At 71.9% G+C, this 21,332-nt stretch carries 16 protein-coding genes and 1 tRNA gene; 11 read left to right on the top strand and 6 right to left on the bottom strand.

What is annotated here, in order from left to right; all coding sequences use genetic code 11:
• Positions 1 to 6: 6 nt before the first annotated feature.
• A complete protein-coding gene (locus BG418_RS35440) occupies positions 7 to 228 on the top strand; it encodes an MbtH family protein (RefSeq protein ID WP_188278159.1) in 222 nt (73 codons plus the stop codon).
• Positions 229 to 261: 33 nt separating this feature from the next.
• Positions 262 to 1,611 carry a hypothetical protein gene (locus tag BG418_RS35435; protein ID WP_188278158.1) on the top strand — a complete coding sequence of 450 codons (1,350 nt, stop codon included), beginning with the start codon at positions 262 to 264 and terminating at the stop codon, positions 1,609 to 1,611.
• Positions 1,612 to 1,644: 33 nt separating this feature from the next.
• On the opposite strand, the gene BG418_RS35430 is transcribed toward BG418_RS35435, so the two are convergent.
• From BG418_RS35430 to BG418_RS35420, 3 genes are read right to left on the bottom strand one after another with little or no spacing between them, the layout of a single operon-like run.
• Positions 1,645 to 2,697 carry an alpha-hydroxy acid oxidase gene (locus BG418_RS35430; RefSeq protein ID WP_188278352.1) on the bottom strand — a complete coding sequence of 351 codons (1,053 nt, stop codon included), beginning with the start codon at positions 2,695 to 2,697 and terminating at the stop codon, positions 1,645 to 1,647.
• 50 nt (positions 2,698 to 2,747) lie between these two features.
• Entirely contained in the window at positions 2,748 to 3,836 is a 1,089-nt protein-coding gene (hppD, locus tag BG418_RS35425; protein ID WP_188278157.1) for a 4-hydroxyphenylpyruvate dioxygenase, read from the bottom strand.
• A 34-nt stretch (positions 3,837 to 3,870) separates the two neighbouring features.
• Positions 3,871 to 5,112, bottom strand: coding sequence for a PLP-dependent aminotransferase family protein (locus BG418_RS35420; protein ID WP_317453866.1), 1,242 nt, complete (start codon positions 5,110 to 5,112; stop codon positions 3,871 to 3,873).
• 472 nt (positions 5,113 to 5,584) lie between these two features.
• On the opposite strand from BG418_RS35420, the gene ccsB reads away from it, so the two are divergent.
• Complete coding sequence (gene ccsB / locus BG418_RS35415) at positions 5,585 to 6,745, top strand: c-type cytochrome biogenesis protein CcsB (protein WP_188278155.1); 1,161 nt, start codon at positions 5,585 to 5,587, stop codon at positions 6,743 to 6,745.
• Positions 6,746 to 6,853: 108 nt separating this feature from the next.
• Positions 6,854 to 7,228 carry a hypothetical protein gene (locus BG418_RS35410; RefSeq protein ID WP_188278154.1) on the top strand — a complete coding sequence of 125 codons (375 nt, stop codon included), beginning with the start codon at positions 6,854 to 6,856 and terminating at the stop codon, positions 7,226 to 7,228.
• 132 nt (positions 7,229 to 7,360) lie between these two features.
• Here the strand turns inward: BG418_RS35410 and BG418_RS35405 are convergent.
• Positions 7,361 to 7,433: transfer RNA gene (locus tag BG418_RS35405), tRNA-Arg, on the bottom strand.
• Positions 7,434 to 7,777: 344 nt separating this feature from the next.
• Between BG418_RS35405 and BG418_RS35400 the strand changes: the two genes are divergently transcribed.
• From BG418_RS35400 to BG418_RS35370, 7 genes are all read left to right on the top strand, one after another.
• A complete protein-coding gene (locus BG418_RS35400; RefSeq protein WP_188278351.1) occupies positions 7,778 to 9,376 on the top strand; it encodes a dynamin family protein in 1,599 nt (532 codons plus the stop codon).
• Positions 9,377 to 10,002: 626 nt separating this feature from the next.
• Positions 10,003 to 11,775 carry a GTPase gene (locus tag BG418_RS35395; protein WP_188278350.1) on the top strand — a complete coding sequence of 591 codons (1,773 nt, stop codon included), beginning with the start codon at positions 10,003 to 10,005 and terminating at the stop codon, positions 11,773 to 11,775.
• A gap of 290 nt (positions 11,776 to 12,065) precedes the next feature.
• Entirely contained in the window at positions 12,066 to 12,572 is a 507-nt protein-coding gene (locus BG418_RS35390) for a single-stranded DNA-binding protein (protein ID WP_188278153.1), read from the top strand.
• Between the two features lie 219 nt (positions 12,573 to 12,791).
• A complete protein-coding gene (locus BG418_RS35385) occupies positions 12,792 to 14,225 on the top strand; it encodes an LAETG motif-containing sortase-dependent surface protein (protein WP_188278152.1) in 1,434 nt (477 codons plus the stop codon).
• 200 nt (positions 14,226 to 14,425) lie between these two features.
• On the top strand, positions 14,426 to 16,090 hold the full coding sequence (ettA, locus tag BG418_RS35380; RefSeq protein ID WP_188278151.1) for an energy-dependent translational throttle protein EttA: 1,665 nt from the start codon (positions 14,426 to 14,428) through the stop codon (positions 16,088 to 16,090).
• A gap of 5 nt (positions 16,091 to 16,095) precedes the next feature.
• A complete protein-coding gene (locus tag BG418_RS35375) occupies positions 16,096 to 16,539 on the top strand; it encodes a thioesterase family protein (protein ID WP_188278150.1) in 444 nt (147 codons plus the stop codon).
• Entirely contained in the window at positions 16,536 to 17,207 is a 672-nt protein-coding gene (locus tag BG418_RS35370) for a hypothetical protein (protein ID WP_188278149.1), read from the top strand. The genes BG418_RS35375 and BG418_RS35370 overlap by 4 nt, the downstream gene beginning before the upstream one ends.
• 310 nt (positions 17,208 to 17,517) lie before the next feature.
• On the opposite strand, the gene BG418_RS35365 is transcribed toward BG418_RS35370, so the two are convergent.
• Both BG418_RS35365 and BG418_RS35360 read right to left on the bottom strand, forming a co-directional pair.
• Positions 17,518 to 18,492, bottom strand: coding sequence for an ABC transporter ATP-binding protein (locus BG418_RS35365; protein ID WP_188278148.1), 975 nt, complete (start codon positions 18,490 to 18,492; stop codon positions 17,518 to 17,520).
• 67 nt (positions 18,493 to 18,559) lie between these two features.
• Entirely contained in the window at positions 18,560 to 21,313 is a 2,754-nt protein-coding gene (locus tag BG418_RS35360; protein ID WP_188278147.1) for an ABC transporter permease, read from the bottom strand.
• Between the last annotated feature and the right edge of the window lie 19 nt (positions 21,314 to 21,332).

The following is a 21,332-nucleotide window of genomic DNA, read 5'->3' as shown; positions in this document are numbered from 1 at the left end:
ACCACCATGGCGACCAACCCCTTCGAGGACGAGAACGGCACCTATCTGGTCCTGGTGAACGCGGAGGGCCAGCACTCGCTCTGGCCGTCCTTCGTCGAGGTGCCGGCCGGCTGGGAGCGCGCCTTCGGCGAGGACACCCGGCAGGCGTGCCTGGACCACATCGAGCGGAACTGGACGGACATGCGCCCCAAGAGCCTCGTCGATGCCATGGGCGCGGAACGCGCCTAGCGGCGCAGTCGAAGAATTGGTGAAAGCGTGTATATGACGGAGAAGGCGTCGGTCGGGGGATCCGCCGAACACCACGAGGACGAGCTTCGCGGTGTCGGCGGGACGGCCCTCGGCCGCGGCACACGGCTGGACCGCGCACGGGCGTTGCGGGAGGCGGTCGAGGCCGTCACCGCCTGGTCGCACGAGGCGCTGGGGGACGGTCCGGAGGTCTTCGGCCGCTTTCCGTACCGGGAGGTCGTGGACTACTACCAGAAGGTGGGCAAGGCGGAGGTCTCCCACGAGCTGGTCGCGCTGCTGCGCGGGGCCCGGCTCGGGATCGAGTGTTCGGGCCGGGCGCGGCCCTGGTCGTCGCCGGACGCCTGGCTGTTCGACGCCTGGCTGCCGCTGACCTTCACCGACCGCCCCATGAACTACGTCTCGTACGCGGGCAACGACGTGATGGCGATCGCCCACTGGGACACGGACGGCACCCCGGCGGCGGCCGAGCGGGCCGACGACGTGCTGACGGCGGTGCTGATCGCCGACCTCGTCGAGCGGGAGACCACCGCGCTGGAGCAGGCCGGGGGCCACGCGGCGCAGCGCACCCGGACCACCGCCGCGTGGCAGGCGCTGGCCCGGCTCGCGGACTACGCGCCGCTGGCCCTCGCGGACCCCGCGCCGCTGGACGCGGTGCGCGCCGCGCTCGGCGAGAGCGAGGCCGACGGGGTGCCGGAGGCGGCACGGGCGGCGGTCACCGCGATCCGCGCGCAGGCGACTCCCGCTCTGCTGCGGGCAGTTGAGGTGAGTCTGCTGCCGGTCACGACGCTGCACGACGAGCAGATGTTCATCCGGTCCATCCAGCTCTTCGAGCGGCTCTTCGCCCGCGTGGCCAGGTCGCTGACCTCGGCGACCGAGGCGGTCCGCGCGGACCGCCCGGCCGACGCGGCGGCCGTCCTGGAGCAGGCCGCGGGCTGGCTGTCGGGGGCGACGGGGCCGCTGTACCGGGTCCTGACCACCATGCCGCCGGAGTCCTTCGCGGTGATCCGGGACCACACGCACGGCGCCAGCGCCATCCAGTCGAGGCCGTATCAGCTGGTGGAGACGGTGAGCGCCAAGCGTGAGGGCGAGGCGCACCGCCCGGAGAAGGGCCCGCTGTTCGCGCTCGACACCACGCTCCAGGAGGCGTTCCTGGCGCGGGCGGGCGGCTGGTCGAGCGAGGACGCCCGCCGTCTGGAGGACGCGATGCGCGGCCTCGACGCCAACTGGCGGGGCATGAAGCGCACCCACTGGGGCGTCACGATGAAGATCATCGGCAAGGTGCCGGGCACCGGCGGCACCGCCGGGGCGGACTACCTGAAGGCGGCGGCGAACGTCGGGCTGTTCCCGCAGCTCACCGCCGCCTGATCAGGATGTCTGTGCAGGCCCTGGGTCTCGTCGTCAGATGCGTACGACGTCGAGGCCCCGGGCGGCCGCCAGGTCGGGGCAGCCGGACAGCAGGAGAGCCTCCCGCAGTTCGGTGTGGAGCAGGTCGAGGACCTGCCGCGCCCCGGCCTCGCCGTCCACCGCGAGCCCCCACAGCACCGGCCGGCCGCACAGCGCCGCGTCGGCGCCGAGCGCGAGGGCCCGCAGGATGTCCGTACCGGTGCGCACCCCGCTGTCCAGCAGCACCGAGCACCGTCCGCCGACCGCGTCCAGCACCGGGGACAGCGCGGTGACGCTGGGCGGCGCGGCCGCGAACTGACGGCCTCCATGGTTGGAGACGATCACCCCGTCGGCGCCGAGCTCCACCGCGCGTACGGCGTCGCGCGGATCGAGGATGCCCTTGACCAGCACCGGCAGGTCGGTGTGCTCCCGCAGCCAGGCCAGCTCCTCCCAGCCGATCGCCGGGTCGAAGGCGAGCGCGGTGTGGGTGGCGACCGCCGAGGTGCCCGACTGCTTCGCGTGCGCGGCCGAGACCGGCGCCGGGGCGAGGTTCGCCGCCGAAACGTCGGCCGGGAGCGCGAACCCGTTGCGTACATCGCGCAGGCGGCGGCCCATGTGGGGCACGTCGACGGTCAGGACCAGCGCCTCGCAGCCCGCCCGCTCGGCCCGCCGCACCAGGTCGAGCACCACACCGCGGTCGTGCAGCCAGTACAGCTGGAACCACACGGTCCCGCCGACCTCGGCGATCTCCTCGATCGAGTAGCTGCTCAACGTGCTGATGATGTACGGGACTCGGGCGTCCCGCGCGGCCCGCGCCGCCGCGAGCTCGCCGTCCGGGTGCATCAGCCGCTGGTACGCCATCGGCGCGACCGCCAGCGGCAGCGCGGCCGCACTGCGCAGCAGCGTGCCCGAGGTGTCGGTCTCGCCCCGGGTGCCCAGGACCCGGGGCACGAGCCGGACCGCGTCGAGCGCGGTCCGGTTGGCGGCCTGGGCGGACTCGTCACCGGCGCCGCCGTCGACGAAGTCGAGGACGTCGTGGGGGAGCCGGTCCGCCGCGAGCCGCGCCATGTCGGCGACGCAGGCGGCTCTCCTGTGCGCCGGGGGTTGCGGAGGGACGGTCACTTGGCCGCGTCCTCGCGTGCCCGCTCCATCTCCAGCTCGACCGCGGAGTACAGCGCCTTGATGTTGCCGCTGCCGAAGGTCCGCGCGCCCAGGCGCTCGATGAGCTCGAAGAACAGGGTGCCGCGCGGGTGCACGGACTTGGTGAAGATCTGCAGCAGCTGGCCGTCCTGGTCCTCGTCGACCAGGACGTTGAGCGCCCGCAGCTGGTCCACCGAGTGGCGCAGCAGGTCGAGCCGGTCCGGCACCTGGTCGTAGTACGCCGACGGCGTCTTCAGGAAGGCCAGGCCCTCGGCGCCGAGCAGGTCCACGTCCCGCACGATGTCGTCGGTGGCGAAGGCGATGTGCTGGACACCGGCGCCGCCGTGCTCCTTGATGAACTTGTCTATCTGGCCCGGCTCGCGGGAGGTGTCCGGCTCGATCAGGGTGAGCGTCACCGCGCCCGACCGGCTCTGCACCACCTTGGAGTCCATGGCCTGGCCGCCGACGACGATGCGCTCGGTGAAGACCATGTCGAAGTCGAGGACGCGCTCGTAGAACTCGACGGTGGGCACCAGCTGGCCCGGCTCCAGGCACACCGCGAAGTGGTCGACGGTGTGCAGCCCGGCGGCGGCCGCACCGGTCGCCTCGGCGTCCCGGTCCACCGGCGAAAGCCCGGGCAGAACAGCGGGGTTCATGCCTTCGGGACGCTGTACGAAGGTGTGCGTGACGTCGCCGAACGCGGTGATGGAGGCGGTGACGACCCCGTCGCGCTCCTGCGGCTCGGCCACCGGCCGGGCTCCGCGCCGTACGGCCTCGGCGAAGGCGGCAGCGGCGTCCGCCACGCTCAGCGCGATGTCCGACACACCGTCACCATGGCGCTCCACATAGGCGGAAGCGGGGTGGTCGGTGCCGCGCGAGTCGGTCAGGACGAAGCGGATGGTGTGGCGCCCGAGGGCGCGAACGGAAGCGTCCGCTTCCACCGAAGGCGTCGACTGCGCGTAGACGCCGAGCCCGTAGTTGTTCACAAAGAATTCGGTCGCCTCGGTGAGGTCGCCGACCGAGAAGCCGACGTGGTCGAGGCGGAGTCCGTCAAAGGGGCTGCTCATGACATTCCGTTTCCGTGGTGTGGGCGTCGGTGTTCTAGACGTCACTTTGTTCGCGAATGAATGTCGCGAGCCGGTCGATTCCCAGCGTGATCTCGTCCGGGGAGAGGTAACTGAACGACAGGCGCAGCTGGTTGCGCGGCTGCCCGTCGCCGTAGAAGTGGTGCATGGGGGTCCACAGGACCCGGTGGGCGCGGGCGGAATGCTCAAGGAGTGCGTCGTCGACCGGGAAGGGCACGGTGACGACGACGAAGAATCCGCCGGCCGGGGTGTTCCAGGTGACCTGCGGCCGCGTTCCGGCGGGGAATTGCCGGGCCAACTCGCCCAGTAGGTGCCGGAGATTACCCTGATACAGCTCGGTTTCCCGGACATTCGCCGCGCGCAGGCTGTGGTGGTGCTCCAGGAGCTTCCCGCCGATGACGGCCTGGGCCACCGGAGAGGTGTTCACGGTGAGCATGCTCTTGAGCTTCGCCAGCTGATCGGCGAACAGTTCCGTCCGCCCGTCGGCGGCTACCGTGCGCTGGTCGGCGACGACGTAACCGATCCGGGCGCCGGGCAGACCGGTCTTGGCGAACGAGCCGAGATACACCACCCGTCGGCGCTCGCCGTCGAGCGACTTGAGTGTCGGCAGTGGCTCGATCTCGCTGTCCTGGAACAGACCGTACGGATTGTCCTCCAGGACGAGGAAATCCTGCTCCTCGGCGATACGGAGCAGACGCTTCCGAGCATCGAGGTCCAGGCCGGCGCCCGACGGGTTGGCGAAATCGGCCACCACATAGAACGCTCTGGGCCGCAGTCCGGCGGCCCTCGCCCCCTCGGCGACCCGCGCCAGATCGTCCAGATCCACGCCGTCGGCGCTCTCCTGGACCGGCAGGATCCGCATGCCGACCAGTTCGGCGGCGCCGCTCGCCCCCACGTAACAGGGCGTCGGGGCGAGCAGGACGTCGTTGTCGTCGCGGCGCAGCGCGCGCAGCGTGAGGAACAGCGCCTCCTGGCAGCCGACGGTCACGACCACCGACTCCGGGTCGATGTCGATGTTCTCGTCGACGATGAGGTTCTTCGCGATCAGATCGTGAATGATGCCCTTGGTGCGCCCGTACTGCAGAAGCGTTCTGCGTACCTGGGCCTCGTCCCCGTCGAATTTCTCCCGCAAGTGGGCTTCGAACGTACGGAGATGGCGATGCACGTCCTCCGTGTCGAAGAACCCCTCGTACGGACGTCCGGCGGCGAGGGAAAGCGCCTCGGGAAATCGCTGGGAGATCTCGTTGAGGAAGTTCATCGATTCGATGACAGGAGATTCGAGTGACCCGTGCAGGCTGAGCATGTCGATTTCTGCTGGCATGTGGTGACGGCCGTACCGGCGGCCTGACGTCCCCTCCGAAGCAAAACGGAGGCACCAACAAAAAGGCTCACTGCAAAGGAACCTGGCCCCCGTTTGCAGGTTCCTCATGAAAAGGCATGCGTTTATCGATGCATGCCGAGCATATCTTGATCGATTCAATCACGGTGTCTGATGGTCGGTCAACCTGGTGCAGCTGTACGGAGCTTGCCCAGAGACGTGCCGGGCCTTACGTGTACGGGGGATACCGGGCAGCCGGGCCGATGTCCGGTCAACTCCCTGTGACCAGGCAGTCATTGCTCGTCGCAGGGCCCGGGACCCGGCTGCCGGGCCGTCAGGAGCGGGGGCTAGGCTGAGGCCCGGGGCGGTCCGTCCCCGGCCCGCAGGCTGAATCCTTCAAAGGGGTTGAGAAGTGAATCTGGCCGCCGCCAATGAGAACTTGGCGCACATCAGTAATGTGCTGATCTATTCGTCAATGGCTGTCTACACCCTGGCCTTCCTCGCGCATATCGCCGAATGGGTTTTCGGCAGCCGTAGCAAGGTCGGCCGGACGGCGGCCGCGCTGGTGGCCGAGGGCGAGAGCGCGGGCCGCGCGGCGAAGGGCTCGGCTCAGGTGCGCAAGGCCCGGGCGGGCGGCGGGACGGCCGTGCTGGAGCGGCCGAAGGTCGTCGGACGCGCGACCGAGGGCAGCCGCGACATCGCGGACGGCCCCGGCGCCGACGGCGGCGACGAGAAGGGCAGCCTGTACGGCCGTATCGCCGTCTCCCTCACGGTCCTCGCGTTCTTCATCGCGACGGCCGCGGTGGTCACCCGCTCGCTCTCGGTGCAGCGGGCGCCGTGGGGCAACATGTACGAGTTCTCCACGACCTTCTCGACGGTGGCGGTCGGCGTGTACCTCGCGCTGCTGCTCGCCAAGAAGGAGGTGCGCTGGATCGGCCTGCCGCTGGTCACCTCCGTCCTGCTCGACCTCGGCGTGGCGACGACCTGGCTGTACACCGACAGCGACCAGCTGGTCCCGGCCCTGCACTCGTACTGGCTGTGGATCCACGTCTCCACCGCGATCTTCTGCGGCGCGGTGCTCTACATGGGCGCGGTCTCGTCGCTGGTCTACCTGCTGCGCGACCGGTACGAGGCGCGGCTCGCGGCGGGCCGGGTCGGCGAGGCGGAGAAGATCCTGGCGAGCGGACGCGCTCCGGCCGGCTCGTCCCGGGTGGTCCTGTGGGCCCGGGTGATGGGCAACGACATCATGGCCCGGCTGCCTGCCGCATCCAGCCTGGACCGCTTCTCGTACCGGGTGAACGCGGCGGTCTTCCCGCTGTGGACCTTCACGATCGTGGCGGGCTCGATCTGGGCGGGCGACGCGTGGGGCCGCTACTGGGGCTGGGACCCGAAGGAGGTCTGGTCCTTCGTGACGTGGGTCGCCTACGCGTGCTACCTCCACGCGCGCGCCACGGCCGGCTGGAAGGGCCGCAAGGCGGCGTACATCGCGCTGGCGGCGTTCGGGGCGTACCTGTTCAACTACTACGGCGTGAACTTCCTGTTCGGCGGGAAGCACTCGTACTCGGGCGTGTGATCCCCGGGACCTGCCTGCCGCCCGCGCCGCCCCGCCGTCGAACGGCTGGGCGGCGCTCGGCAGTTAGGGGCGGACGGGACCGGGTGACGCGGGCTAAAATCCGCGGTCATGTCGACCCTTGACCATGCCCCTGACGAACTGCTGGTCGCCATCGCGGCGACGGTCGAGTCGGAGCAGAGCAACCAGATGTCCCTGACCGTGGTGACCGGCGGCTCCGTGATCACCGGCCGCCTGGCCCCCGAGGCGGTCTGGAGACAGCGCGTGGCCGAAGTCCTCACGGACTCGGACAGCCTGGGCGCGTTCTCCGGCACCTTCACGACGCCCCGGCCCCCACAGCACGAGCACCCCACCCACCTGCACTTCCACGTCGCCCGAATCCTGCAGGGCACGACGGGCATCCCCGAAACGGGCGGCATGTACCGCGTCGCGATCGCGGACGTGACGGCGTGGACGGTGGGCGACTTCAGCTACTCGGACCGCTGAGCGGGTCCCTCGCGGGCACCCAAACCGCCGAGCGGGAGGCTTACGTCCCCGCTACGCCCCGCTCGCTATGTTCCCTTTGAGCAGCAAAAAGGCCCTCCCAATGGGGAGGGCCTGACACCGCACGGGCGGAAGCGCCCCCGGCAGGACTCGAACCTGCGGCCAAGCGCTTAGAAGGCGCCTGCTCTATCCACTGAGCTACGGGGGCCGGTTGGCGGCCGCGGTGGCCTGGAGCCCCCGGGCGGGCAGGGCTGCGGTCCGGAGCGGGCTCCGGGCCGGTGACCTTGCCGGGGACAAGGATAGGGCTCCTCTCACCTCGTCCCGGTTGCTTCACCTGCGTGGCACGATGTGGAGGTTCGGTGAAGCGAACCGATAATCGCAGGCGAGCGCGGAACACGCAGCGCTTTTGACGCTTGCGGCGCCGGGTGTTGTGCACTCGTTATGCCTGCGTCCCACTCATCCCGTCTGTCCCGCTGTGTCCTATCGGCGCGCGAAGGCCTCCATACGCTTCAAAAAGGCGCCAAAATTGGGCATTCTTCGCATGTGGTGACCTTGGACGTACGGCCTCAGCTGATCGACGCACTCTCCGCCCTGCGCGACCGGGTCGCCGCCGTGCGTCTTCCGCTGCCCCTGCCGGGGGCGGCGCGGGCGCGGCAGACCCGGGTCGAGCTGCTCGCGCAGCTCGACGACTATTTGTTGCCCCGGCTCAAAGATCCCGAAGCGCCGCTGCTCGCCGTCTTCGGCGGGTCCACCGGCGCCGGCAAGTCCACCCTCGTCAACTCCCTTGTCGGGCGGCGGGTCAGCGAGGCCGGGGTGCTGCGGCCCACGACCCGTACGCCCGTCCTCGTCTGCCACCCCGACGACCACCACTGGTTCACCGGAATCCGCGTACTGCCGCAGCTCACCCGCGTATGGCTGCCGCAGCAGAGCGAGGAGGCGGAGGGGGAGGAGGGCGTCGGCGGCAACGACGCGGAGAACTCCCTGCGGGTCGAGACCTCGCGGAACATGCCCCCCGGCCTCGCCCTGCTCGACGCGCCCGACATCGACTCACTCGTCGTCAGCAACCGGATCCTCGCCGCCCAGTTGATCTGCGCCGCCGACATCTGGGTCATGGTGACGACGGCGTCGCGGTACGCCGACGCCGTGCCGTGGCATCTGCTGCGTACCGCGAAGGAGTACGACGCCACGCTGATCACCGTCCTCGACCGGGTGCCGCACCAGGTCATGGGCGAGGTGTCGCGGCAGTACGCGGCGCTGCTCACCAAGGCCGGGCTCGGCGAGGTGCCCCGCTTCACCATCCCCGAGCTGCCCGAATCGGCGGGCGGCGGAAGCGGATTGCTGCCCTCCACCGCGGTCGCCCCGCTCGGCCAGTGGCTCACCCACCGGGCCCAGGACGCGGCCGCCCGCCAGCAGGCCGTCGTCCGTACCGCCGTCGGCGTCATCGACTCGCTCAACGCCCGGATGCCCGAGCTCGCCTCCGCCGTCGCCGCGCAGCACGCCGCCGCCGTACGGATGACGGGCGTCGTCGAGGAGGCGTACGAGCGGGAAGGCGCACGCGTGCGGCGCAGGCTGCAGGCGGGGGGCGTGCTCGCCGGGGACGCGCTCACCCGCTGGCGCGCGTACCCCCGGGACGCGAGCTCCGGCGAGCTGCTCGACGCGCTCGTCGAGAGCCTCGCCGAACTGCTCGGCTGCGCCGCCGACGCCGCCGACGAACGGGTCCGCGAGGCCTGGGGCCGCGAGCCCGCGGCGGTGGAGCTGGCCGAGGGCGTACGGGACCGGGAGACCGGCGACCGCATCGAGGTCGCGGTACGGCGCTGGCGGCGGGTCCTGGAGGAGCTGGCAGAGGAGGAGGTGGGCGAGATGGAACGGGCGGTTGCGCCCGCCCCCGAGGCCGTCGCGGCCCTCCTTGCGGCAGCTCTCCTCGGCGGCCGCCGGGCGCGGCGGGCCGGGGAGCGGCTGGCCGAGCGCGTCGGCGCCCAGCGTGCGCTCCGGCTGCGCGACCAGGGCGGCGAGCTGGTCAAGACCTACATCGACGAAGTCCTGAACGCCGAACGCGACCGCCGACTCGCCCCACTGGACGCGCTCCAGGTGACCCCCGAGCCCCAGGCCGAGCTGATCGCCGCGCTGTCCCTACTGCAGAAGGAGAGGTGAGCGGGGTGACCGCTCTGACGGATCGGCCGGGGGCCGACCAGCCCGACTCGCAGTCCGACGAGCCCGAGTCCGATCAGCCCGAGTCCGATCAGCCTGGGTCCGATCAGCCTGGGTCCGACCTGTCTCAATCCACCCCGTCGGCTTCCCCGCAGGACGGCGCGCAGAGCCTCTCCGAGACCGAGGTCGACCCGGCCGAGCCCACCCCATCGGGTGACGAGCCGGAGGCCACGTCGACGGGGACCGCACTCCGGGCCTCCGGGCGGACCGGGATCGGCCGTCTGGAGACCGTCGGCCCTACTTCGGGCTGGCTCGGCTTCGACCGCCCGTGGGCCGAGCGCCCGGCCGCCCGGCGTGGTGATGTGGGCGGTGGGGCGGAAGCCGTGACCCCCGGTTCCAAGCCGGCCGACGCTCCACCGCAGGCCGAGGCCCCGCCAAAGCCCGACCGCCCCGAGGCCGAGCCACCCCGCGCCCCGGGTACGGCCCCGGACGACGACGCGCGCGATGCCACGCCCCCCGCACCCGGCCCGGCGCCCCGCAACGCCGCACCCCGCAACGCCACCGCGGACGCGGCCCCGCACGCACGCCCCCGTACCCGCGACGCCGTCGGTCCCGGAGCGCGTCCGCGGATCCGCGACGCCGCACCCCCGGCGTCCGACCCCGACCCGCGCTCCGCCACCGCCTGGGATGACGGTCTGATCGCTCGACGGGTGAACGAGCAGGCGCCGGAGGAGGTTCCCGAGGAGGAGCCCGAGCCGGTCGAGGCGTACGTGCCCATCGGCGGGCCCTACGGCGGCGAGCTGCGCGGGCGGCTCGACGCGTTGCGGGAGCTCGTGGGGCTGTCGCGGACCCGGCTCGACGGGAAGACGCTGGCCGAGGCCGGACGGGTCCTCGACGAGGCGGCGGCGCGGCAGCGGCTCTCGGCCCGGCACACGGTCGTCGCCATCGCGGGAGCCACCGGCAGTGGCAAGTCGACGCTGTTCAACGCCCTCGCCGGGACGAACATCTCGGAGACCGGGCTGCGCCGCCCCACCACCGGCGCGCCCATCGCGTGCAGCTGGACGGACGGCGCGGCGGGGCTGCTCGACCGGATCGGGATTCCGGGGCGGCTGCGGCGCCGACCGCTGCCGAGCGACCCCAACGCCGAGGCGCTGCAAGGGCTCGTGCTGGTCGATCTGCCCGACCTCGACTCGGCGGTGGTCGACCACCGCCATCAGGCCGACCGCGTCCTCGCGCTCGTGGACGCCGTCGTCTGGGTCGTCGACCCGGAGAAGTACGCGGACGCCGTCCTGCACGAGCGCTATCTGCGGCCGCTCGCCGGACATGCAGAGGTGACGTTCGTCGTCCTCAACCAGGTGGACCGGCTGCCCGGAGAGGCCGCCGACCAGGTCATCGACGATCTGCGACGGCTCCTGGACGACGACGGCATGGCGCTCGGCGAGCACGGCGAACCGGGCGCCACCGTGCTGTCGCTCTCCGCCCTCACCGGCCAAGGCGTCGTCGAACTGCGCGAACTGCTCAGCCGCTTCGTACAGGAGCGCGGCGCGCCCGAGCGCCGCGTGGCGGCCGATCTGGACGCGGCAGCGGCCGGACTACGTCCGGTGTACGTCGCGGACGGGCGCTCGGGTCTTGACGAGCGGGCCCGGGAGGAGTTCACCGACCGGCTCGCGGCGGCGGTCGGCGCGGCCGCGGCGGGCGAGGCGGCCGAGCGCGAATGGCGCCGCAACGCGTCGCGCGCGTGCGGCACCCCGTGGCTGCGGCTCTGGCGCTGGTACGAGCGGACCCGCGTCCCGGGCCTTGAGTCGCCCCAGCCGAGCGCGCCGCCCGAGGAGGAGGTGACCGCCCGGCAACGCGTCGAGCAGGCCGTACGCGTGGTCGCGGACGAGGCGGCCGGCGGGCTGCCCGCACCCTGGGCCCAGGCGGTCCGGGAGGCGGCCGTACGGGGCGCCGAGGGGCTGCCGCAGGCCCTGGACGAGCTGGCCGTACGGGCCGAGCGGGAGCGGGGCACCTCGCCGCGGCCTGCGTGGTGGCCGGCGGCGGTCCTGGTGCAGGCGGCCATGACGCTGGTTCAGATCGTGGGCGGGGGTTGGCTCCTCGGCCAGATCGTCGGGGTGCTGAGCCCCGGGCTGCTCGTGCCCGCCCTGGTGATGCTGGCCGGGATCGTCGGGGGGCCGCTGGTGGAGTGGGCCTGCGGGGTCGCGGCGCGCGGACCCGGGCGGCGGTACGGGCAGGAGGCCGAGCGCCGCCTGCGGGAGGCCGCGGCGGGCTGCGGCCGCGCGAGGGTCCTCGACCCGGTCGCGGCGGAGCTGCTGCGGTACCGGGAGGTGCGCGAGCAGTACGTGGCGGTGCGGGGCGGTACGGGGGTTCGCGGCGGGTCCGGGGTGCGGGCGGGGGTGTCGTGACGGGGCGTCGGGCGGGCGTGCGGCCTGGTCGGCGGCTGTGCGTTCTGGCCGCGTGTCCTGGCCGTGCGTGCTGGCTCGGTGGGGTGGAACGCCACGTACGGGTGACGGGGTTTTCCACAACCGGCGGGTAGTCCACAGCCCCCGGCGCGAGGTCCTCCGTCCGGTCCAGCATGGAGATCGACAGCGCAAGGGTTCGATCGGCCGCCTGGGCCGGACGGAGCTGCGCCGGGGACGACTCGTGCGTGCGACAGGCGCGTGCGGAAGGCACGTACGACGGGGGAGTGGTGGGGATGAACGACACGTTGGTGACACTGGTGGGGAACGCGGCGACGCGGGTCGAGTACCGGGACTCGGCGACGGGCGGGGTGGCGCGGTTCCGGCTGGCGGTGACCCCGCGCCGGTACGACCGGCAGACGGCCGCCTGGGTCGACGGGCACTCCAGTTTCTACACCGTGTGGGCGTGGCGCACGCTCGGGCTGAATCTGGCGAGCTCGGTCGCGGTGGGCGAACCGCTGGTGGTGCACGGCCGGTTGCGGGTCCGCGACGAGGACCAGGACGGGCACCGCAGATTCTCGGCGGACGTCGAGGCGATCGCGGTGGGTCACGATCTGACGCGCGGGACATCGGTGTTCCGGCGGGTGGTGAAGGCGGACCCGGCGCTGACGGCCCCGCCCAAGGACCCGGCGGCGCGGGCCGGTTCGGATGTGCCGGATTCGACGGATCCTGGCTCGGTGGGGCCGCCACCGCCCGCGGATCCGTCCGTGAATCCGCCCGCCGTGGCGGTCAGCGTGCCCTGAACGTCCCGTTCCGTACTGGAGATTTGTCGATAACCCCAGGTGGGAGTGGGTACCGGCGATAACGATTCCGATTCGGAATGGTTATAGGACCGTATGACCGGGGATCAGGGGGCGCGGGCTCCATAGGATTCGCCGTACTCACGGGGCACTTGAGTCAGCAGGCGAGGCACTTCCCCCACGCGCACGTACGCGAAAGCGCCTCGCCCGAAGGGGAATTCTGTGTTTTCAGTCGTTCACGGGTTTTCTGTACCCAAGTCTGTACGCAAGCGCGGCGCCGCTCGCCTCGCGGCCGCTGCGGTCGTCACGGGTCTGGTCGCGGGCAGCGCGATAGCCGGTGCCGGTGCGGCGGTCGCCGACACGCCCGGCCAGCAGCACCAGGGCGGCGCGGTCGCCACCATCAAGGGTCTGGACCCGGACGCCTCGGACCGCGCCGTCATCCACCAGCAGGGCGGTGACCGTCCCGTCGCGGCCGGCCTGTTCCAGATGGTGGTCGACGGCGGCGGCACGCTGCGTACGTACTGCATCGACATCCACAACCCGACCCAGCAGGCCGCGAAGTACCAGGAGACCCCCTGGAGCGGCACCTCGCTGAGTGGCAACCCGGACGCGGGCAAGATCCGCTGGATCCTGGAGCACTCGTACCCGCAGGTGAACGACCTGACGGCGCTCGCCAAGTCGGCCGGCCTGAAGGGTCAGCTGACCAATGGCACGGCCGCCGCCGCCACCCAGGTCGCGATCTGGCGCTTCTCGGACCACGTCCAGGTCGACGCCGTGGACGGCCAGGCCAAGGATCTGGCGGACTGGCTGACCAAGTCCGCGCAGAGCGTGGACGAGCCCAAGGCGTCGCTGACCCTCGACAACCCGGCCGTCTCCGGCAAGGCGGGCACCAAGCTCGGCCCGGTGACCGTGCGCACCAACGCCGACAAGGTCTCGGTCACCCCGTCCGAGGAGCTCAAGGCCGCCGGGATCAAGGTCGTCGACAAGGCCGGCAAGGTCGTCACGGGTGCCAAGAACGGCTCGCAGTTGTTCTTCGACGTCCCCGCGGGCGCCCAGCCGGGCTCCGGCACGCTGAGCGTCCAGGCCACCACGCAGGTGCCGGTCGGCCGCGCGTTCGCCAGTGAGTCCAAGAGCCAGACGCAGATCCTCGCCGGGTCCAGCGACTCCACCGTGACGGCCGTCGCCAAGGCGACCTGGGCCAAGCAGGGCGCCATTCCGGCCGTGTCGGCGATGAAGAACTGCGCCAAGGGCGGCGTGGACATCACGGCCACCAACAAGGGCGACGAGGCGTTCACCTTCAAGCTGGCCGGCTTCACCTACACGATCGGCGCCGGCAAGTCGAAGACCGTCACTGTGCCGGTCGCCGAGGACCAGGCGTACGACTTCGTGATCACCGGGCCGAACGGCTTCAAGCAGGAGTTCAAGGGCGTCCTGGACTGCAAGACGGGCACCGGCACCACCACGCCGTCCTCGCAGCCCAGCCCCGCCTCGGCGGGCGGCACCTCGTCCGGCGGCTCCACCGGCGGCGACCTCGCCGAGACCGGTAGCTCCAGCTCCACCCCGATGATCGCGGGCATCGCGGTCGCGCTGGTCGCCATAGGCGGCGGCGCGGTGTTCTTCCTGCGCCGCAAGAAGGCCGGGACCGCTGGGCACTGACCATGCGACGGTGACGCAGAGCACTCCGTACGCAGAGTGAGCACCCTGTGACAGTGGCCCCGGTGAGCGCAGGCGCACCGGGGCCACTGGCGTTCCGTTTGACTTCCCCGTAGAACTACCCGTTTCCGCCGAGGGGTGGCGGTACGGCAAGATGGGGTGTATCTGCCCACAGCCCGATTCACACTGCCGGACGGTTTCTCTTGGCTGAGTACATCTACACCATGCGCAAGACGCGCAAGGCGCACGGCGACAAGGTGATCCTTGACGACGTCACGCTGAGCTTCCTGCCCGGCGCGAAGATCGGTGTGGTCGGTCCTAACGGTGCCGGTAAGTCCACCGTTCTGAAGATCATGGCGGGCCTTGAGCAGCCCTCCAACGGTGACGCGTTCCTGTCGCCGGGCTTCAGCGTCGGCATCCTCATGCAGGAGCCGCAGCTCGACGAGACCAAGACGGTCCTGGAGAACGTGCAGGACGGCGCCGCCGAGATCATGGGCAAGCTGAAGCGCTTCAACGAGGTCGCCGAGCTCATGGCGACCGACTACTCGGACGCGCTCCTCGAGGAGATGGGCAAGCTCCAGGAGGACCTCGACCACGCCAACGCCTGGGACCTCGACGCCCAGCTGGAGCAGGCCATGGACGCGCTGGGCTGCCCGCCCGGCGACTGGCCCGTGGTCAACCTCTCCGGTGGCGAGAAGCGCCGCGTGGCGCTCTGCAAGCTGCTGATCGAGGCCCCCGACCTGCTCCTCCTCGACGAGCCCACCAACCACCTCGACGCCGAGTCGGTGAACTGGCTGGAGCAGCACCTCTCGAAGTACGCGGGCGCCGTCGTCGCGGTCACCCACGACCGGTACTTCCTGAACAACGTCGCCGAGTGGATCCTTGAGCTCGACCGCGGCCGCGCGATCCCCTACGAGGGCAACTACTCCACGTACCTGGACAAGAAGGCGTCCCGCCTCAAGGTCGAGGGCCGCAAGGACGAGAAGCGCGCCAAGCGGCTCAAGGAAGAGCTTGAGTGGGTCCGCTCCAACGCCAAGGGCCGGCAGACCAAGTCCAAGGCGCGCCTCGCCCGTTACGAGGAGATGGCGGCCGAGGCCGACAAGATGCGGAAGCTGGACTTCGAGGAGATCCAGATCCCGCCGGGCCCGCGTCTGGGCTCGATCGTCGTCGAGGTCGAGAACCTCTCCAAGGCGTTCGGCGACAAGGTCCTCATCGACGACCTGTCGTTCACGCTGCCGCGCAACGGCATCGTCGGCGTCATCGGCCCGAACGGCGCGGGCAAGACCACGCTGTTCAAGATGATCCAGGGCCTGGAGACCCCCGACTCGGGCTCCATCCGGGTCGGCGAGACCGTCAAGATCTCGTACGTCGACCAGAGCCGCGCCAACATCGACCCGAAGAAGACCCTTTGGGCCGTGGTGTCGGACGAGCTGGACTACATCAACGTCGGCCAGGTCGAGATGCCGTCGCGGGCGTACGTCTCCGCGTTCGGCTTCAAGGGTCCGGACCAGCAGAAGCCGGCCGGGGTGCTCTCCGGTGGTGAGCGCAACCGCCTCAACCTGGCGCTCACGCTCAAGGAGGGCGGCAACCTGCTGCTCCTCGACGAGCCCACCAACGACCTCGACGTCGAGACGCTCTCCTCGCTGGAGAACGCGCTCCTGGAGTTCCCGGGTGCCGCTGTCGTGATCTCCCACGACCGCTGGTTCCTGGACCGGGTCGCGACGCACATCCTGGCGTACGAGGGCGACTCGAAGTGGTACTGGTTCGAGGGCAACTTCGAGTCGTACGAGAAGAACAAGGTCGAGCGGCTCGGGGCCGACGCGGCGCGTCCGCACCGTGCCACCTACAAGAAGCTGACCCGGGGCTGATCCTCTTGGCTCGCCACATCTACAGCTGCCCGCTCCGCTGGTCGGACATGGACGCCTTCGGGCACGTCAACAACGCGGTCTTCGTCCGGTACCTGGAAGAGGCCCGTATCGACTTCATGTTCCAGCTGGCGCAGGGGGACGGCTCGCCGTCGTTCACGGGCCCGTCCGTCGTGGCCCGGCACGAGATCGACTACGTACGGCCGCTGGTGCACCGCCACGCACCGGTGACCATCGAGTCGTGGGTCACGAAGATCGGCGCGGCGGCGCTGACGATCGCGTACGAGATCAAGGACCCCGAGCAGGTGTATGTGCGGGCGTCGACGGTCGTCGTGCCGTACGACCTGGAGGAGGCGCGGCCCCGGCGGATATCGGCGGAGGAGAAGTCGTTCCTCCAGGAATACGTCGAAGGCGCGGCGGGTGTGGCGGGCTCGGAGCGGGCTGCGGCATGACCGTGAAGCTGGGCTTCGCCGACGCCGGGGAGGTGGCGGATCTCGCCGCCTTCCTGGCGCGGCTGATCCACTACGACCGGTCGGCGGCCGTGCGGCTGCAGGCCGGTGGTGGGGCGGTGGCGGTGTTCGGCCGTCCGCCGTCGTTCGAGGTGCTGGCGATTCGTACGGCCCGGCTGGACGCGGTCGTCGAGCTCGATGTCACCGTCTCGGCCGGCGAGCTCCTTGAGGCGCTGGACGAGCCGGCGTCCGCGGTGGTGGTCCCGTCGTCGGTGACCGGGCCGCCGTGGGCGGGTGTGCTGCCGCCGCGCGGTGGCTGGCAGCAGGTGCCCGGGCTGCCCTCGGCGTCGGAGATCGGCGCGGCGGTTTCCGTGGCGGTCGCGGAGTTCCGGGCGCGGGACGAGGCGTTGCCTGCGGCTGAGCGGACTCGGGCCGAGCGGGACCGTCTCGGGCGCGAGATCTGGTCGCGGACGCTGGGGTCCACGGGGTTGCCGTTGCGGGTGGTGCATGCGGCGCAGTCGCTGGGCTTCCTGCGTCCCGGTGCGCCGGTGGCGCTCCTGGGCGCCGGGCCGTGGCTGCGGCTGCGGACGCCGTACGGGTCTGTGGCGGTCCGGTCGACGGGGTCGGGCGTCGCCGGCCTGAAGTTCTCCCCACCCCGCCCGTTGCCTTAACCCTCCGGGGGTGGGTGGGGGTGAAGGTGGTCTCCCGGGGGCTACGCCCCCGGACCCCTGGGCGGGGGCTGCGCCCCCTGCACCCCGGCTCCGTTTGTCTGCGGATCGTGCTGGGTTGCTCGCGCAGTTCCCCGCGCCCCTAAGAGGGCCCTCCGGGCCCGTCAAGAACCATGCCGGGTTGCCCGCGCCACCAGGAGGGCCCGAAGGGCCCATTTAGGGGCGCGGGGAACTGCGTGACCAGCCCCACCGGCGGCCAGCCGACGAACCCGGCCGCCCGCCCAGGGCTTCAGGGAAGGGGCGGGGTGGGGGATCAACCCCCGTCCGGCCACACCTGGATGTGGTCCGATTCCAGTTCCAGCAGCACCCGGCGTTCCATACTCAGCGCCTCCGTGTACTCCGTGGGGAGTTGGAGGCGGCCCGCCCGGTCGAGCATGGCGTATTCGCGGGCCACTACCGACTCCTCGCCCGTCGCCTCGTCGACGTGGGTGCGGCGCAGGACCTCCGTGGAGGTGCGGCCGTCGCGGATGGCGACCGTGCGGCGGACCTCGGTCGCCACCGTCTGGTCGTGGGTGACGATGACGATCGTCGTGCCCAGCTCCTCGTTCGCCGTACGGAACGCGGCGAAGATCTGCTCGGCCGTGGTGGAGTCGAGTTCGCCGGTCGGCTCGTCGGCCAGGAGGACGGACGGGTTGTTGGCCAGGGCCACCGCGATCGCCACGCGCTGCTGTTCACCGCCGGACATCTGGTGCGGACGGCGGTCCCGGCAGTGCGCGACCTCCAGCATGGTGAGGAGGGAGTCCGCCCGGGCTCCCCGAGCGGACCTGCCCGACTTGAAGCCCCCGCCTCTCAACTGCATCGGCAGCGCCACGTTCTGCGCCGCCGTCAGATACGGCAGCAGGTTCCGCGCCGTCTGCTGCCAGACGAAGCCGACCACCTCGCGGCGGTAGCTCAGCCGCGCCTTCGCGTCCATGGACAGCAGGTCGCGGCCCGCCACCTTCGCCGAGCCCGCCGTCGGGACGTCGAGGCCCGCCAGGATGTTCATCAGCGTCGACTTGCCGCTGCCGGACGCGCCGACCAGGGCCATCAACTCGCCCTCGGTGACCAGGAGATCGAGCCCCTGGAGGGCCTGGACCTCGACACCGTCCGTGGTGAAGATACGGACCAGGCGGTCGCAGGCGATCAGGGCGTCGTGGCCGTACGCCGGGCGGTCGCGGTGTGCCGTCGCCCGGGCCTCCAGCTCGGCCAGCGAACGCCCGCCGCCCGCATCGGCCTTCGTTCCCGTCATCGGCCGGCCTCCGTCTCCCCGCGCGTCCCCGTCATCTTCCAGCCCCCGTCCCCACGCCCCGTACACGTCATCTCGTATCTCCCGCCCTCAGCTCCGTGACCGAGCCACGGCGGCTCGTCCACCATGCCTGTGTCGCCGCGACCCCCACCGCCAGGGCGATCACGCACGCCGCCGGGAGCGCCAGGGACATCGGGTCCGCCCGGAGTCCGCCGGTGACCGCGGCCGTCGCGGGGGAGGCTGCCAGGGCCAGGCCCGCCAAGTCGACGCCGGGGGCGAGGAGTTCGGTCGCCGCCCAGCCCGTCAGGGCGCCGCCGATCGCCGCGAGGACCGCCTGCGGCAGGGCCTCCAGGATCAGCAGCCGTCGGCCCTGGCCACGGGTCAGGCCCATCGTCCGCAGCCGCGCGAGCAGCGCCGCCCGCTCCGGCGCACCCCGCAGCAGCGAGAGCAGCAGGGCCAGTACGGCATAGCCCGCCCCGGCCGCCACCGCCGCCGCGTAGAGGCGTTCCGCGCCCGTCTGGAGCGGGGAGTCCGTGAGTTGTCGGCGGGTGTCGCTGCGCAGTTGCACCGACGGGGGGTCCTGGGGGTGGGGGCCCGCTGTCGAAGTCACCAGACTCCGCATGGCCTTGCCGTCCACCCCCGACCCCGTGATCAGCACCGTCGTCGGGTACTTCGCGCCCAGACCGGACGCGTCCACCACGAGGAAGTCGCTTTGGGGGACCGCAGGGGTGCGGGTGCGTACGGCCACGACCCGGACCATCACGTCGTAGCCCGCCACCCGCACCTTCCGGGGGCCCTTGCCCAGGCCCGCCGCCACCTTCGGCGAGGCGATCGCCGGGACCACGCCCCGAGGCCTCGCCGACCCCGGCCCCGCCGGACCCGCACCCGCCGGTGCCCGCAGTGCGTCCGCCGCGATCGAGCCGAGCCCCGTACGGGCCGTCAGCCGTGCGTACGAGTCCGGGTCCGCGCCGATCACCGCCACCCGGTCGCCGTACGGCATCTCCACGCCGTACTCGACATGCGCGGGAGTCGCGGACGAGACGCCCGGCGCCTTCGCGACCCGGTCCGGCAGGGCGCGCGGCAGGGGGCCCACGCTGTCGATGCGTGCGTCCGCGCCCGTCGTGTACAGCGCCGCCTTGTCCCGCGCGTCCGCCACCCCGGCCAGGACCGAACCGCCGAACGCCGCCGTGGTCAGCGCCGTGAGCAGGGCGAGGAGCGGCAGGATGCCGCCGCCGGGGGCGCGGCCCGCGCGGGCGAGGGAGAGGAAGCCGACCGTGCTGCGCAGCCGGGCTGCCGGGCGGGCCGCCCAGCGCAGGGGCAGCGGGTACAGCCGTACGAGAACGAGCGCCGCGATCACACCGACGAGCACCGGCGCCGAGCTCACCAGCGCGTCGGAGCCCGCAGAGGTGGAGCGGCGGCGCAGGGCCACCACCGCGCCCACCGCCAGGACAAGCAGGGTCAGTTCGGCCACCGTGCGGCGTCGCGACGGTGTGACGCGGATGAGGTCGTCGCGGTCGGCGGCCGAGCGGACCGTGCGGTGGGCGAGTGCCGCCCGTACCGGCAGGGCCAGGCAGGACACCGCCGTCACCATCGCCACGGCGATCAGCGAGGGCTCGATCCGGCCGGTCGGGACCGCCCACACCGCGAGCGCCAGGCCCAGCGCGGCCGCCGGGACGGCCACCACCGCGGTCTCGGCCGTGAGGCGTCCGGCGATGCCGCGCAGGGAGCCGCCCCGGGCGCGCAGCAGGGCGAGTTCGGTCGTACGGCGGGCCGCCGCGAGGCCGCCCGCCATCAGCAGGACCACCCCCGCGACCGTCGCCGTACCGAAGGTGGCCACCGCGACCACCGGGGTGATCGAGTCGCGTACCGAGGTGAACAGGGTGAGGACCGCGTCGAGTTGGGTGAGGAGGGTGTCGGACTCGGAGTTCGCGCGGATGGTGGCGAGGGCCGGGCCGCCCTTGAGGGAGGCGAGCGCGTTCTTGAGGTCGCAGAGCTGCCGGGCGTTCATCGCCTGCGGGTCGGGGGCGATGTCGTTGTACGTCTCGGGCTTGCCCGTCGCCCCGACCAGCGCCGGGGCCGAGTCGGGGCCGAGCAGCAGACCCGCGTACCAGTAGTGCGGCGAGTCGCGGTCGTTCACGTCGGACTGGACGAACTCCGGCTCACGCAGCACCGGTTCGGCCGCCCAGTACGTGCCCGAGGGGCGCAGCGGTTCGACGATGCCGGTGACGCGGACCGCCAGCGGGTCGCCGATCAGGCGCTTCACATGGATGACCGAACCCACCTTGATGTGGAGGGTGTTGGCGGTCACCCGCGTCACCGCCGCCTCGGCCGTCGGCGAGGACGCGTCGGCCTTCGCGGTGGGGAGGCGGCCGGAGACCAGGCGGGTGTGGTCGGCGGGCGCGGACCGCGCGTCGACGAAGAAGCGCGGCGGCAGCCCTTCGGGCCGGGCCAGCCAGGTGTCCCGTGCGTCGGAAAGGATCTTCTCCGTGGTGCGCACCCCGTACGCCGACTGGCTCCGGTCCGGTCGCAGCGGCGCCGGGATCGCCTTCAGCGTGTCCTCGTTGCCCTGGGTCATGCGGCCGGGGGACAGGGCGTCGCCCACGGGCGGCGGGGGGATCGTGCCGGAGATCCGGATCACCGTGTTGTCCGGGGACGCCGACGTCACCGCGTGGCGCAGCCCCCGGTCCTCGTACCGGTCGATGGCGCGCGGGAGCGCCGCGGCCAGGAACGCGGTGAGCAGCACCAGCAGGGCGAGGGCGCTCGCCGCGCCCGGCGCGGTCCGCAGCCGGGTGCGCACCCAGGGGGCGACAGCCTTGGCACTCATCTCAGTTGTCCCCCTGCAT

It is taken from the genome of Streptomyces sp. CBMA152 (genome assembly GCF_014596475.1).
Classification (GTDB): domain Bacteria; phylum Actinomycetota; class Actinomycetes; order Streptomycetales; family Streptomycetaceae; genus Streptomyces.
Note: the sequence above shows the minus strand (reverse complement) of the source record. Positions and strands in the feature narration are given on the sequence as shown.